General features: G+C 63.0%; 11 protein-coding genes. All 11 read left to right on the forward strand.

Annotation, left to right across the window (positions count from 1 at the left end; all coding sequences use genetic code 11):
* Positions 1-41: 41 nt before the first annotated feature.
* Positions 42-1,598, forward strand: coding sequence for an amino acid permease (locus DPM35_RS06425; protein ID WP_112126480.1), 1,557 nt, complete (start codon positions 42-44; stop codon positions 1,596-1,598).
* A gap of 87 nt (positions 1,599-1,685) precedes the next feature.
* Positions 1,686-3,056: a glutamine synthetase family protein gene (locus DPM35_RS06430; protein WP_112126481.1), complete on the forward strand. Its 1,371-nt coding sequence runs from the start codon at positions 1,686-1,688 to the stop codon at positions 3,054-3,056.
* A gap of 181 nt (positions 3,057-3,237) precedes the next feature.
* A complete protein-coding gene (locus tag DPM35_RS06435) occupies positions 3,238-4,626 on the forward strand; it encodes an aldehyde dehydrogenase family protein (RefSeq protein WP_112126482.1) in 1,389 nt (462 codons plus the stop codon).
* 18 nt (positions 4,627-4,644) lie between these two features.
* Positions 4,645-5,817, forward strand: a complete 1,173-nt coding sequence (locus DPM35_RS06440) for an iron-containing alcohol dehydrogenase (protein ID WP_112126483.1) — start codon at positions 4,645-4,647, stop codon at positions 5,815-5,817.
* Positions 5,818-6,056: 239 nt separating this feature from the next.
* Positions 6,057-7,163, forward strand: coding sequence for an ABC transporter substrate-binding protein (locus tag DPM35_RS06445; RefSeq protein ID WP_112126484.1), 1,107 nt, complete (start codon positions 6,057-6,059; stop codon positions 7,161-7,163).
* Between the two features lie 63 nt (positions 7,164-7,226).
* Positions 7,227-8,216, forward strand: coding sequence for an ABC transporter permease (locus DPM35_RS06450; RefSeq protein ID WP_112126485.1), 990 nt, complete (start codon positions 7,227-7,229; stop codon positions 8,214-8,216).
* Positions 8,213-9,004: an ABC transporter permease gene (locus DPM35_RS06455; RefSeq protein ID WP_112126486.1), complete on the forward strand. Its 792-nt coding sequence runs from the start codon at positions 8,213-8,215 to the stop codon at positions 9,002-9,004. Before DPM35_RS06450 ends, DPM35_RS06455 begins: the two co-directional genes overlap by 4 nt.
* 11 nt (positions 9,005-9,015) lie before the next feature.
* On the forward strand, positions 9,016-10,080 hold the full coding sequence (locus tag DPM35_RS06460; protein ID WP_112126487.1) for an ABC transporter ATP-binding protein: 1,065 nt from the start codon (positions 9,016-9,018) through the stop codon (positions 10,078-10,080).
* Positions 10,081-10,416: 336 nt separating this feature from the next.
* Entirely contained in the window at positions 10,417-11,967 is a 1,551-nt protein-coding gene (locus DPM35_RS06465; RefSeq protein WP_112126488.1) for a cation:proton antiporter, read from the forward strand.
* 231 nt (positions 11,968-12,198) lie between these two features.
* A complete protein-coding gene (locus DPM35_RS06470) occupies positions 12,199-13,116 on the forward strand; it encodes an endonuclease/exonuclease/phosphatase family protein (RefSeq protein WP_112126489.1) in 918 nt (305 codons plus the stop codon).
* A gap of 7 nt (positions 13,117-13,123) precedes the next feature.
* Positions 13,124-13,969, forward strand: a complete 846-nt coding sequence (locus DPM35_RS06475; RefSeq protein WP_112126490.1) for an EamA family transporter — start codon at positions 13,124-13,126, stop codon at positions 13,967-13,969.
* Positions 13,970-13,971: the final 2 nt, after the last annotated feature.

Raw genomic sequence — 13,971 nt, forward strand, 5'->3', positions numbered from 1 at the left:
GTGCAGCACCGGCCAGCCAAGAACCATAGGGGAATTCCGACATGACGACACCGGGCTATACCGAGTCAGACAAGGCGGAGGACGTAAAACACCTCCACAGCATGGGCTACGCCCAGGAGCTGGAGCGGCGGCTCAGCCGCTTCTCGAACTTTGCGGTTTCCTTCTCCATCATCTGCATCCTGTCCGGCGGCATCAACTCGCTGGCCCAGGCAACCTCCGGTGCCGGCGGTATCGGCATCGGCATCGGCTGGTTGGTCGGTTGCTTCGTGTCGCTGACCTTTGCGGTGGCCATGTCGCAGATCAGCTCGGCCTATCCCACGGCCGGTGGCCTCTATCACTGGGGTTCGATCCTCGGCAATCGCGGCACCGGCTGGGTGACGGCCTGGCTCAACCTGCTCGGCCTGATCACCGTGCTCGGCGCCATCAATGTCGGCACCTGGACGTTCTTCGTCGGCGCCTTCGGCCCGGCGCTGGGCATCGAGGGCACGCTGACCAACCAGATGATCTTCCTGGTCATCATCACCGGCGCCCAGGCGCTGATCAATCACCTCGGCATCAAGCTGACGGCGAAGCTCACCGACTTCTCCGGCTATCTGATCTTCTTCGGCTCGATCCTCATCGCGGTGGTCTGCCTGCTTTCGGCCGAGACCTGGGATTTCGGCCGTCTCTTCACCTTCCACAACTATTCCGGCGATGCCGGCGGCGGCGTGTGGCCGCAGGTGTCGAACGCCTGGGTCTTCGCGCTCGGCCTGCTGCTGCCGATCTATACGATCACCGGCTATGACGCCTCGGCGCATACGTCGGAGGAAACCATCAAGGCGGCCTCGTCGGTGCCGCGCGCGATGGTCATGTCCGTGATCTGGTCGGCTGTCTTCGGCTACCTGTTCCTCGCCGCTTTCGTCCTGATGATCCCGAACATGGACGACGCTGCCAAGCAGGGCTGGAACGTGTTCTTCTGGGCCTTCGACCAGCGCGTCGGCACCGGCGTCAAGGAGTTCGTCTACCTCGTGGTGTTCATCTCGCAGCTCCTGTGCGGCCTTGCCACGGTGACCTCTGCCTCGCGCATGATCTTCGCTTTCTCGCGCGACGGCGGCCTGCCAGGCTCGGCATCGCTTGCCAAGGTCAGCCCGACCTACCGCACGCCGGTGGCCGCGATCTGGACGGCCTCGATCCTGTCGGTGCTGTTCGTGTGGGGGTCGTCGGTCGTCTCGGTCGCCGGCACCTCGGCCTATACGATCGTGGTGTCCTGCACCGTCATCTTCCTGTTCCTTTCCTTCACCGTGCCGATCGTGCTCGGCATGATGGCCTGGGGCACGCCGAAGTGGGACAAGATGGGGCCGTGGAACATGGGCCGCGGCATCTTCATGCTGTTCGCCTTCCTGTCGATCGTGTCGATGATCCTGATCTTCGTCATCGGCATCCAGCCGCCGAACGACTGGGCGCTCTATATCACCGTCGGCTTCTTCATCCTGACGGCGATCGTCTGGTTCGCCTTCGAGCGCAACCGCTTCCAGGGTCCGCCGCTGGGCGACATCATCGCGGCCCGACAGGCGGCGATCAAGGCGGCCGAACAGGCGGTCGGCGAGACCGGCCACTGATATGCGCATTATGGACTGTGGCCGGCCTTGTGCCGGCCATGGCTTCGTTTCTCCCTCTCAACGACCAAGCACTGGAGCGCCAAAGGAATGGCCGGGAATTTCTCGTTCGATCAGTTGAAGAAGGCGGTCTCGAATGGCGAGATCGACACGGTGCTCGCCTGCATCGTCGACATGCAGGGCCGGCTCTCGGGAAAACGCTTCCTGGCTCAGTATTTCGTCGATTCCGCGCATGGCGAGACGCATGGCTGCAACTATCTGCTCGCCTGCGACATCGATATGGAGCCGGTGCCGGGCTACAAGGCGGCGAGTTGGTCGAAGGGCTATGGCGATTTCGTCATGAAGCCGGACCTGTCGACGCTGCGGCGCATTCCTTGGCTGGAAAAGACGGCGCTGGTCATCTGCGACGTGCTCGACCATCACACGCATGAGGATCTTGGTCACTCGCCGCGCGCGATCCTGAAGAAGCAGGTCAAGCGTCTGCAGGAGCGCGGCTATATCGGCTATTTCGCCTCCGAGCTCGAATTCTACCTATTCAGCGAGACTTACGAGTCCGCCCGCAAGAAGCACTGGCAGGGGCTCGACAGCGCCTCGCCCTATATCGGCGACTACCAGATCGGCATCACCAGCAAGGAAGAAGGCGTCATGCGCCGGCTTCGCAACGAAATGGAGGCCGCCGGCATCCCGATCGAGAACTCCAAGGGCGAGTGGGGACCAGGCCAGGAAGAGATCAATGTGCGCTATGCCGAGGCGCTCGACATGGCCGACCGCCACGTCATCCTGAAGAACGGCGCCAAGGAGATCGCCGATTCCGAAGGCAAGGCCATCTCCTTCATGGCCAAGTACAATTACGGGCTCGCCGGCAATTCCAGCCACATCCACAATTCGCTGTGGAGCGCCGACGGCAAGACGCCCCTGTTCTTCGACAGACAAGCCGAGTGGACGTTGTCGACACTTGGCCAGCAATGGGCGGCCGGCCAGCTCAAATATGCCAAGGAGTTCACCTGGTTCCTGGCGCCCTACATCAACTCCTACAAGCGCTTCCAGGCAGGCACCTTCGCGCCGACCAAGATCATGTGGAGCGAGGACAACCGCACCGCCGGCTTCCGGCTCTGCGGCGAGGGCACCAAGGGGATCCGCATGGAGTGCCGCATCGGCGGCGCCGACCTAAACCCTTATCTGGCCTTCGCGGCGCTCATCGCGTCGGGCCTCGCCGGCATCGACGAGAAGCTGGAGCTGCAGAAGCCCTTCGTCGGCGACGCCTATCAGGCTTCGCGGCTGCCGGAGATCCCGAAGACGTTGCGTGACGCGACCGAGACGCTGGCCAAGTCGAAGATGCTGAAGCAGGCCTTCGGCGACGACGTCATCGAGCACTATGTGCACACCGCCCGCTGGGAGCAGTTCGAATACGATCGCCGCATCACGGATTGGGAACTGCACCGGGGCTTCGAGCGGTATTAAGGGCCGCGTTAGGGTCGGCGCTGCCCATCACCCTTACCCTCTCCCGTGAGAACGGGAGAGGGTAGCCGGCGTCGCAACGCTTCCCTTCTCCCCCGTCACCATACGGGGAGAAGGTGCCGGCAAGCGGATGAAGGCAGGCCATGCGCATATCGATTGTTGTAAAACTGCGAGGACTTATAAAATGACCGAAACGGTCAAGCTGAAATCACCCATCGACGGTTCGATCTATGCCGAGCGGCCGGTCGCGACCGACCAGGCGATCAACGCCGCGGTCGAACGCGCCAGGGCGGCGCAGGAAAAGTGGGCCGAGACTCCGGTCGTCGAGCGCGGCAAATACATGCTGGCGATGCTCGAGGCGCTCGTCGCCATGACTGACGAGATCGTGCCCGAGATCGCCTGGCAGATGGGGCGGCCGGTGCGCTATGGTGGCGAGTTCGGCGGCGTCAAGGAACGCACCAACTATATGGTGGAGATCGCCGAGGCCGCGCTGAAGCCGGTCATGGCCTCCAATCCGAAGGACGGTTTTCGGCGCTATGTGAAGAAGGTGCCGCTCGGCGTCGTGCTGGTGATCGCGCCGTGGAACTATCCCTATCTCACCGCCGTCAACACCATCGTGCCTGCGCTGATGGCAGGAAGCGCCGTCATCCTCAAGCACGCGGCGCAGACGCTGCTCGTCGGCGAACGCTTCCAGCAGGCTTTCGACAAGGCCGGCCTGCCCAAGGGCCTGTTCCAGAACCTCGTCATGAACCATGCCCAGACCGAGAAACTGCTCGGCTCGGGCAAGATCGACCACGTCAACTTCACCGGATCGGTCGGCGGCGGCCGTGCCATCGAGAAGGCCGCGGCCGGCACCTTCATGACGCTCGGCCTCGAGCTCGGCGGCAAGGACCCCGCCTATGTGCTGCCCGACGCCCAGCTGGACCATGCGGTCGCCAACCTTGTCGACGGCGCCTTCTACAATTCCGGCCAGTGCTGCTGCGGCATCGAGCGCGTCTATGTGCACGAGAAGGTCTATGACGAGTTCGTCGAAGGTTTTGTTGCCGAGACGAAGAACTACGTCGTCGGCAATCCGCTGGAACAGGCGACGACCCTGGGTCCGATGGCGCAGGCGCGCTTTGCCGACCTGATCCGCGAGCAGAAGGCCGAGGCGCTGCGCAAGGGCGCCAAGGCGCACATCAACATGAAGGTCGAGAACGACAAGCCGGGCTCGCCCTATCTGGCGCCGGAAGTGCTGACCAATGTCGATCACCAGATGAGCGTCATGCGCGAGGAAAGTTTCGGGCCGATCGTCGGCATCATGAAGGTGCGCAACGACGAAGAGGCGATCGCGCTGATGAACGACAGCCCGTACGGGCTGACAGCCTCGATCTGGACGCGCGACACCGAGCGCGCGGTGGCGATCGGCGACCGTGTCGAAACCGGGACGGTGTTCATGAACCGCTGCGACTATCTCGATCCGGCGCTGGTCTGGACCGGCGTCAAGGACACCGGCAAGGGCGCGGCGCTCTCGGCCATCGGCTACGACAATCTGACCCGGCCGAAATCCTATCACCTGCGCGAAACGATCTGACCTTTCGAAAGACAGAAAATGTCCAAGCTCATCTCCAAATGGAACTACCCCACCACCGTCCGCTTCGGCGCCGGACGTATCAAGGAATTGCCTGATGTGCTCAATGCGACGGGCATCAAGCGGCCGCTCTTCGTCACCGATCCGGGCCTTGCGAAGCTGCCCGTCGTCGCCTCGACACTGAAGATCCTCGACGATGCCAAGATCCCGTATGGCGTCTTCTCGGAAGTGAGGCCGAACCCGGTCGAGTCCAATCTCACCGCCGGCATCGCGGTGTTCAAGAAGGGCAAGCATGACGGCGTCATCGCCTTCGGCGGCGGCTCCGCGCTCGACCTCGGCAAGCTGATCGCCTTCCAGGCCGGACAGACCCGGCCTGTATGGGATTTCGAGGATGTGGGAGACTGGTGGACCCGGGCCAATTCGGACGTGATTGCGCCGATCATCGCGGTTCCGACTACGGCGGGCACGGGATCCGAGGTCGGCCGCGCCGGCGTCATCACCAATGAGGAGACCCACACCAAGAAGGTCATCTTCCATCCGAAGCTTCTGCCGGCGATCGTCATTGCCGATCCGGAACTGTCGGTCGGCATGCCGCCCTTCATCACCGCCGGCACCGGCATGGACGCGCTTGCGCACTGCCTGGAGGCCTATTGCGCGCCGGGCTATCATCCGATGGCCGACGGCATCGCGGTGGAAGGCATAAGGCTGGTGTTCGAGAACCTGCCGAAGGCCTTTGCCAACGGCAAGGACCTCGTCGCGCGCGCCCATATGATGAGCGCGGCAGCCATGGGCGCCACCGCTTTCCAGAAGGGGTTGGGGGCCATCCATTCGCTGTCGCATCCGATCGGCGCGCTCTACGATACCCATCACGGCATGACCAACGCGGTGTTCATGCCCTATGTGCTGGCCTTCAATCGCGAGGCGATCGAGGACCGTATCGCACGGCTCGCCGCCTATTGCGGCATCAAGGGCGGCTTCGATGGTTTCGCCAAGGCCATCATCAAGCTGCGCAAGGAACTCAAGGTGCCGCACGCGCTGCCCGGCCTGATCAAGGGGCTCGACATGGACAAGAAGCGCAAGACGCTGATCGCCGACATGGCGGTGGTCGATCCGACCGCCGGCGGCAACCCCGTGAAGCTCACCAAGAAGGCGGCGCTGACGCTGCTGGAAAATGCGATCGCCGGCTCTGTCTGAGAGCCGGCTTTCAATACCAAAAGTTGAAGAAGGGAACACTCGAGGAAAGGGAGGGGCAAAATCAAGGCAGCTAACCATTAGCCGGAAAATTAAGTGCGGGCTAATTGCTACAGTCCGTTAAAAAGAGTTAACTTTTTTCGCTGTGGGCTTCGGTTTCAAAAAGCCTTCATCTGGCTGTCACACGGAAACGATACCCGCATCGCAGGCGCCCAACAGCGCCAGTTCAACGGAGAGAACACATGTTCAAGTTCACGGGGAAAGTGCTTTCCCTCTCGGCCGCGGCGCTCTTCGCGTCGACGGTGATTTCGTCCGCGGCTTCGCTGGACGATCTCGTCAAGGCCGCGAAGGCGGAAGGCCAGCTCACCACCATCGCGCTTCCGCATGACTGGTGTGGCTACGGGGCAGTGATCGACGGTTTCAAGGCCAAGTATCCGGGAATCACCATCAACGAGCTCAATCCGGACGCCGGTTCGGGCGACGAGGTCGAGGCGATCAAGGCCAACAAGGACAACAAGGGCCCCCAGGCGCCCGACGTCATCGACGTTGGCCTGTCGTTCGGTCCGACCGCCAAGAAAGACGGCCTGATCCAAGCTTACAAGGTATCGACCTGGGATTCGATCCCGGACAGCGCCAAGGATGCCGATGGTTTTTGGACGGGCGACTATTACGGCGTGCTGTCTTTCTTGGTGAACAAGGATCTTGTGAAGGAAGCTCCGGCTGACTGGGCAGATCTGCTGAAGTCGGATTATGCCAACACCGTCGCCCTCGCCGGGGATCCGCGCGCCTCGAACCAGGCGATCCAGGCGGTCTACGCCGCCGGCCTGTCCGGTGGTGCCGCTGCTGGTGAAGCAGCCGGCACTGCAGGTCTCGACTTCTTCAAGAAGCTCAATGCCGCTGGCAATTTTGTGCCGGTCATCGGCAAGCCAGCCACGCTGGCCCAAGGTCAGACCCCGATCCTGGTCACCTGGGACTACAACGCGCTTGCCGGCCGCGACACGCTGAAGGGCAACCCGCCGGTCGACGTCGTCGTGCCGAAGACCGGCGTCGTCGCCGGCGTCTATGTGCAGGCGATCAGCGCTTATGCACCGCATCCGAACGCCGCCAAACTCTGGCTTGAGTATCTCTACTCCGACGAGGGTCAGATCGGCTGGCTGAAGGGTTACTGCCATCCGATCCGCTTCAATGACCTCGCCAAGAACGGCAAGCTTCCGGCCGATGTGATGGCCAAGCTGCCGCCGGCCGAAGCCTATGCCTCCGCGGTGTTCCCGACGCTCGACGAGCAGGGCAAGGCCAAGGAAGCCATCACCAAGAACTGGGACGCTGTCGTCGGCGCCAACGTGAAGTAATCATGCAAATCGTCCGGGCGGCCACAAGGCCGCCCGGAGCTTCCCAGAAACGGTAGCCGGCGCATGACCGATCTCTCGCTTTCCAACCAGGCCATTGCGGGAAAGACCGCGCCGCCCGCCGATGCGCGAAGCCGAAGGCTGCCGACGCAATGGTTTGGCGTCGCACCGTTCTTCATCTTCGCGGTCATGTTCCTGATCCTGCCCACCCTCTACCTGATGCTGGGCGCTTTCCAGAACGACGCCAGTGAGTTCACGCTTGCCAACATCGTCGGCATTTTCGATCCACCAAACCTGTCGATCTATCTGCAGTGCCAAGGTGCATCCTGGCTTTCCTGGACCCCTGGCAACTGCCAACTGCCCACGATTCTGGCTGCCTACTGGATATCGATCAAGGTCAGCTTGGCCTCGGCACTGATCGGCGCATTTTCCGGCCTGGCGATTGCCATCGCCATCGTGCGTGGGGGATTGCCGGAGTGGATACGCTCGGCGACGCTAACGTTTTCAGGCGTTGCGTCGAATTTCGCCGGCGTGCCGCTGGCTTTCGCCTTCCTTGCCACGCTTGGCCGGCTGGGTCTCGCCACGGTGATCCTGAATACCGTGCTCGGTTTCAACCTCTACGCACATGGCTTTAATATCCTGTCGTTCTGGGGCCTGACGCTGACCTATGTCTATTTCCAAATCCCGCTAATGGTGGTCATCATCACTCCGGCGATCGACGGGCTGAAGAAGGAATGGGGCGAGGCCGCAGCGACGCTGGGCGCGACCACGGCCCAATACTGGCGCATGGTGGTCATCCCGGTAATCTGGCCGAGCTTCCTCGGCACGGTCATCCTGCTGTTCGCCAACGCCTTCGGGGCCATTGCTACCGCCTATGCGCTGACCGGCTCTTCGCTGAACATAATTCCCATCGTGCTCTACGCGCAGATCCGCGGCGATGTGTTGCACAACGCGCATCTCGGCTACGCGATCGCCTTCGGCATGATTCTAATCACCGGCCTCGCCAATGTCTTCTACATCTGGTTCCGTACCCGTTCGGAGAGGTGGCTCAAATGAAGTCCGGTAGATTCTGGGCCTGGGTCGTTTTCGCGCTCGGTGCGGCCTATTTCTTCATTCCGCTAATAGCTACCGTTGAATTCTCCATGCGCATGCGTCGCGGGGCCTATTCCTTCGACGCCTATCAGATCGTGCTTGGCGACGCACGCTTCCAAGCGACCTTCATGTATTCGGTGGTCGCCGCCCTCTTCACCATCATCCTCGGTGTGCTTATCGTGGTGCCGGCCGCCTACTGGATCCGGCTGCGCTTGCCGCAGCTCAGGCCGATCGTCGAGTTCATCACGCTGCTGCCGCTGGTCATCCCGGCAATCGTCATCGTGTTCGGCTACATCAGAATGTACGGCTCGAATTCGCCGCTGCCGTTCCTGGCAAACGATACGGCCACCAACGCCCTGCTGGTGATCGGCTACGCGACGTTGTCGCTGCCTTATATGTATCGGGCGGTGGATACAGGCCTTCGCACCATTGATGTGCGCACGCTGACGGAAGCGGCCCAGATCCTCGGCGCGGGCTGGTCCACGATCATTACTCGGGTGATTCTGCCAAACGTATTGATCGCTGTGCTCTCCGGCGCCTTTCTGACTTTCGCCATCGTCATCGGCGAGTTCACGATGGCCAGCCTGCTGAATCGCCCGGCCTTCGGCCCCTATCTGCAGAACATCGGCGCCAACCGCGCCTATGAACCGGCGGCGCTTGCCATCATCGCCTTTGCCATTACCTGGGGCTGTATGTCACTGATCCAGATCCTGTCCCGTTTCGCGCCGAAATCGGCGAACCGACCGAACTGAAAGCAAAAGCCATGGCCGAGCCGTTTCTCTCTATCCAGCATGTGCGGAAATCCTTCGGTGCCACGACCGTGGTCGAGGATTTCAATCTTGATGTCGCACCGGGCGAATTCGTCTCCTTCCTCGGCCCGTCCGGCTGCGGCAAGACGACGGTGCTGCGCATGGTCGCCGGCTTCGAGGAGCCGTCGGCCGGCAAGATCGTCGTCGGCGGCAAGGACATCACCCGGTTGAAGCCCAACCAGCGCAATGTCGGCATGGTGTTCCAGGCCTATGCGCTGTTCCCGAATCTGACGGTGGCGCAGAACATCGGCTTCGGGCTCAAGGTGGCGGGCATGTCGAAGGCGGCCATCGATTCCCGAGTCGCCGAGATGCTCGACATCATCAAGCTGCCGCAAATGGCCGATCGCTATCCCTACCAGCTTTCCGGCGGCCAGCAGCAGCGCATCGCGCTCGCGCGGGCAATTGCTCCAAAACCCAAACTGCTTCTGCTCGACGAGCCGCTGTCGGCGCTCGACGCCAAGGTGCGCGTGTCGCTGCGTGAGGAAATCCGCTCGATCCAGAAGAAGCTCGACATCACCACCATCTTCGTCACGCATGACCAAGAAGAGGCGCTGTCGATCTCGGACCGCATCGCGGTGATGTATGGCGGCAAGGCCGAGCAGGTCGGCACGCCGTTCGAGATCTACAACCGGCCGGCGACCAAGTTCGTCGCCAATTTCGTCGGCACGCTCAACGTGCTGGAAGGCAAGGTCACCGACGCCGCCTCGGGCAAGGTGCAGGTCAACAGCCAGGAAGTCTCGCTCAAGGGCAAGCTCAACGGCTCCAAGTCCGGCGACACGCTGTCGCTCGCCCTGCGGCCGGAAGCGATTTCGCTGGGGCGGCAGCCCGGTCATGACGCCAGCCTGTCGGGCGAGATCGCCGAAGTGCATTTCCTCGGCTCGGTCATCCGCGTGCGCGTCGGCATCGGCGGCAACACGGTGTCGCTCGACACCTTCAACAATTCCACGACGCCGCCTCCAGTCGTCGGCGACAAGGCGGACATTTCCTTCTCGTCGGGCGATATGCTGGTCCTGCACTAGCCTATGTCGAGAATCAGGTGAGGCCGGCCTGCAAATGGCGGTTTCCTGCTCTTCCGGTGCTCGCGTACGAAAAGTCCGCTCCGCTCCGGCCTTCGCCGGCCGAAGCACTCATAAGTGTCTCCGCTATATGAAGGCTACGGCGTAGGCCGGTTCTCAGAAACCACCATTTTCGACTCGGCCTGACCTGATTTCTCGGCACAGCCTCGCCAGCTGTACTGAAGCTCTTTGAGCCCGTGCAAAGTCCATATGACCGCGCGATATCGACGCGTTCGATAAATCAACAGTATCCTGTCTCAAGGTACTGCCAAGCTTCGTGCTTCGCCGCTACGATGAACCATGGCCCTTTTCGAGCTCACCCTGGTCCTGCTTCTCATCGCGGTCGCGCTGACGGCGCTATCGCGGCGGCTGGAGGTTCCCTATCCGTCATTGCTGGCGCTTGCGGGCGTTGGGCTTGCCTTCGTGCCGGGCGCGCCAACGATCGAGATCGATCCGGAACTGGCGCTGGCGCTGTTCATCGCGCCGGTGCTTCTCGACGCCGCCTATGACACCTCGCTGCGAGACCTGAAACGCTACCGGCTGTCGCTGGTGCTTCTGGCGCTCGGCGCGGTCGTCTTCACCACGGTGGTGGTCGCCTTCGTCGGCTGGAAAATGGCCGGTCTGCCGATCGCGGCGGCAATCGCGCTCGGCGCCATCGTCGCTCCGCCCGACGCGGTCGCGGCGAGCGCCGTGCTCGGCCAGTTCAAGGTACCGCACCGCATCACAGCCATTCTGCAGGGCGAGAGCCTGCTCAACGATGCCACCGCGCTGCTCATCTACCGGATATCGGTTTCGGCCGCCATCGGCTCGGTCATGCTCAAAGACGCGGTGCCCGTCATCCTGCTTGCAACCATCGGCAGCGTCGTCGCGGGCTATCTGTTCGGCCGAGTGTCGCTGCTCACGCTGACGCGCATTGAGGATGCGGCAAGCAGCACCGTGGTGCAGTTCGCCGGAACCTTCTCCGTCTGGATCATTGCCGACAAGCTCGGCCTTTCCGCCATCATCACCATCGTCGTCTATGCCATCACCATCGCCCGCACCGCGCCGCGCCACATTTCGGCAAGACGACGCGTCAGCACCTATTCGGTCTGGGAATCGGCGGTGTTCGTGCTCAACGTCCTGGCCTTCGTGCTGATGGGCCTCCAGGCGCGGTCGATCGTCGGTCGGCTCTCCGGCGACGGGCAAGGCGAAGCCTTTCTGTTCGCCGCGACGGTGCTGGCCGTCGTCATCGTGGCGCGCATCGTCTGGGTGCAGGGCTACGTCGCGATCATGCGGCGGTCTTTCCGCTTCAAAAGCGAAGACCGAAAGCGGGACGCGCCGACGTTTCGGGGCGCCGTGCTTGTCGGCTGGTGCGGCATGCGCGGGCTGGTGACGTTGGTCGCAGCCATTGCCCTGCCGCCCGGTTTTCCCGGCCGCGACCCGATCGTGCTGGCCGCCTTCGCGGTCGTTCTCGGTACGCTGGTGCTGCAAGGCATCAGCCTGAAGCCGCTGTTGCGCTGGCTCAACTTCGAGCGCGACACGACGATAGACCGGGAAGTTGCCCAGGCACGCGTCGCCATCATGCAGGCGGCGCTCGACGTGCTGAGCCGCAAGACGTCGGCCGCGGCTGCCGTGGTGCGCGAGCAATATGAGGCGCAGCGCCAGATCGCGGAGAATCCGGATAATGCCGAGGCGGCAACCGAATACGACCGCCTGCGCCTTTATGCGATCAACCGGCAGCGCGACACGCTGGAGGAATTGCGCCGCAACGGCACGATCGGCGACGAGGCCTATCATCGGCTGGAGGAAGAGATCGACTGGTCGGAACTGGCGGCGTCGCCCGCAGGAAGCTACCAGCCGCTCACCACCTGACGGAGGCCAGCAAAGCGTGGGCGGTTGGGGTCGGTGACTTCACCCTAGCGTCCGCCCGGAATTGCGTCAAAAAACAGGGAGATAGAGCGGTTCGCCGTCCATGGAACAGTGAAACGGTGTGGCGACGGCGGTTCGCCGGCATCCGTTGGACTATTCCGCTCGCGCTCGCGGTCCATTGAAACGCTGGCGGCGAGGGGCTACTGCGATCATCGGAAGTGAGCCGGTTAATCAATGAAGCTGATCAGCTACAACATCCAGTATGGCTACGGCAGCGACGGGCGCTACGATCTTTCCCGCTGCGCCAGGCTGGTTGACGGCGCCGACATCATCGCGCTGCAGGAGGTCGAGCGCCATTGGCAGCGCAGCAATGAGGACGACCAGCCCGCGATCCTTTCCAGCCTGCTGCCCGATTATTACTGTGCCTATGGTCCCGCCTTCGACATGGACGCAAGCGAGAAGCGCGACGGCCGCGTCGTCAACCGCCGGCGGCAGTTCGGTACGATGGTGCTGTCGAGGCTGCCGATCGTCTGGTCGCGGCTGCACGCGCTGCCGATGCGCCGCACGCTGAGACCGCTCAACACCCGCAACGCGGCGCTGGAATGCATGATCCGCACACCGGCGGGACCGGTGCGGGTGTTCTCGCTGCATCTTTCCCATATCGCGGCCGAGGAGCGGCTGGAGCAGATCGACTATCTGCTTGCCGAGCATCGTCGAGCGCCATCCGACGGCGGCCCGTGGAGCGGCGCCGACGACGAGCCGCAGCGCAACTGGAGCAACGGCCAGGCGGAGCCCGAAAACCCCCAGGCGGCGATCTGGCTTGGCGATTTCAACATGGAGCCGGGCAGCGCCGAATACCGGCGTATTACCGGCAGCATGCCTTATCATCCCGGCGCCGCTTATATCGACGGGTTCGTCGATGCCGCCGCCGTCGCCAGCGAGCCCGGGCCGGATTTCCACACGCATGAAAAGATCATCGACGGCAGGCTGGCAAAACGCCGGCTCGACCATTGCTTCGTCGGCGGCATGCTGGCCGGGCGCGTCCGTTCGGTAACAGCCGATGTCGGCGCGGTGGCATCCGATCATTTTCCGCTAAGGGTCGATATCGACCTGGAAACGCCGGGCATCGGCTCAAGTCTGGCGGGCAGGTGAGGCGGGCATGACGCTGTTCGTCTTCCTGGCTGTGCTCTCGGCGGCGGCCATGCATGCGATCTGGAACGCACTGGTCAAGGTGCATCTCGACCGCTTCCTGTCGATCACGCTGATGACGCTCGGCATGGGCGCTGCGGCTCTCGTGGTGCTGCCCTTCGTAGAAGTGCCGAAGGCCGAGGTCTGGCCATTCATCCTCGCCTCGGTTTTCTTCCACATGGGCTACCGGACATTCCTGATCGGCGCCTACAAGGCGGGCGATTTCGCCCAGACCTATCCGCTGGCGCGCGGCACCGCGCCGCTGCTTTCGGCGCTGGGCGGCATCGTGTTGGTCGGGGAGGTGCCTGCGCCGCTCGCCATCGTGGGTATCGTGCTGTTGTCGATCGGCACGCTGGTCATGTCGTTTCGCGGCGGCGCGCATCTGGAGAGGCTCAATCTGCGCGCCGTCGGCTTCGCGCTCGGCACGTCGATCTTCATCGCCAGCTACACGCTGTCCGACGGCAGCGGCGCGCGGCTCGCCGCGACCGCGACGAGCTACGCCGCCTGGCTGTTCGTCTGTGATGCGACGTGGGCGCTGGTGCTGTGCGTCGCCTTTCGCGGACCACGGTCGCTGCCCGTGCTGGCGCGCTACTGGAAGGCAGGGCTGTTCACCGGCGTGCTCAGCGGCGCCGCCTACTGGATCGTCATGTGGGCGATGACCAAGGCGCCGATCGCCTCGGTCGCGTCGCTGCGCGAGACCTCGATCCTGTTCGCCATGCTAATCTCGGTGCTGGCGCTGGGCGAGAAGATGACGGCCTGGCGCGCCACGGCCGCGCTCGGCATCGTCGCGGGCGTCATCGCGCTGAGAATGGGTTGATT

The sequence above is a fragment of the Mesorhizobium atlanticum genome (assembly GCF_003289965.1).
In the GTDB taxonomy this organism is placed as follows: Bacteria; Pseudomonadota; Alphaproteobacteria; order Rhizobiales; family Rhizobiaceae; genus Mesorhizobium; species Mesorhizobium atlanticum.

Excerpts from the sequence above, each read along its gene's own strand:
- DPM35_RS06445 (WP_112126484.1), top strand. The coding sequence starts at position 6,057 with ATGTTCAAGTTCACGGGGAAAGTGCTTTCCCTCTCGGCCGCGGCGCTC.
- DPM35_RS06450 (WP_112126485.1), top strand. The coding sequence starts at position 7,227 with ATGACCGATCTCTCGCTTTCCAACCAGGCCATTGCGGGAAAGACCGCG.
- DPM35_RS06470 (WP_112126489.1), top strand. The coding sequence starts at position 12,199 with ATGAAGCTGATCAGCTACAACATCCAGTATGGCTACGGCAGCGACGGG.
- DPM35_RS06465 (WP_112126488.1), top strand. The coding sequence starts at position 10,417 with ATGGCCCTTTTCGAGCTCACCCTGGTCCTGCTTCTCATCGCGGTCGCG.
- DPM35_RS06440 (WP_112126483.1), top strand. The coding sequence starts at position 4,645 with ATGTCCAAGCTCATCTCCAAATGGAACTACCCCACCACCGTCCGCTTC.
- DPM35_RS06455 (WP_112126486.1), top strand. The coding sequence starts at position 8,213 with ATGAAGTCCGGTAGATTCTGGGCCTGGGTCGTTTTCGCGCTCGGTGCG.
- DPM35_RS06430 (WP_112126481.1), top strand. The coding sequence starts at position 1,686 with ATGGCCGGGAATTTCTCGTTCGATCAGTTGAAGAAGGCGGTCTCGAAT.
- DPM35_RS06435 (WP_112126482.1), top strand. The coding sequence starts at position 3,238 with ATGACCGAAACGGTCAAGCTGAAATCACCCATCGACGGTTCGATCTAT.
- DPM35_RS06460 (WP_112126487.1), top strand. The coding sequence starts at position 9,016 with ATGGCCGAGCCGTTTCTCTCTATCCAGCATGTGCGGAAATCCTTCGGT.
- DPM35_RS06425 (WP_112126480.1), top strand. The coding sequence starts at position 42 with ATGACGACACCGGGCTATACCGAGTCAGACAAGGCGGAGGACGTAAAA.
- DPM35_RS06475 (WP_112126490.1), top strand. The coding sequence starts at position 13,124 with ATGACGCTGTTCGTCTTCCTGGCTGTGCTCTCGGCGGCGGCCATGCAT.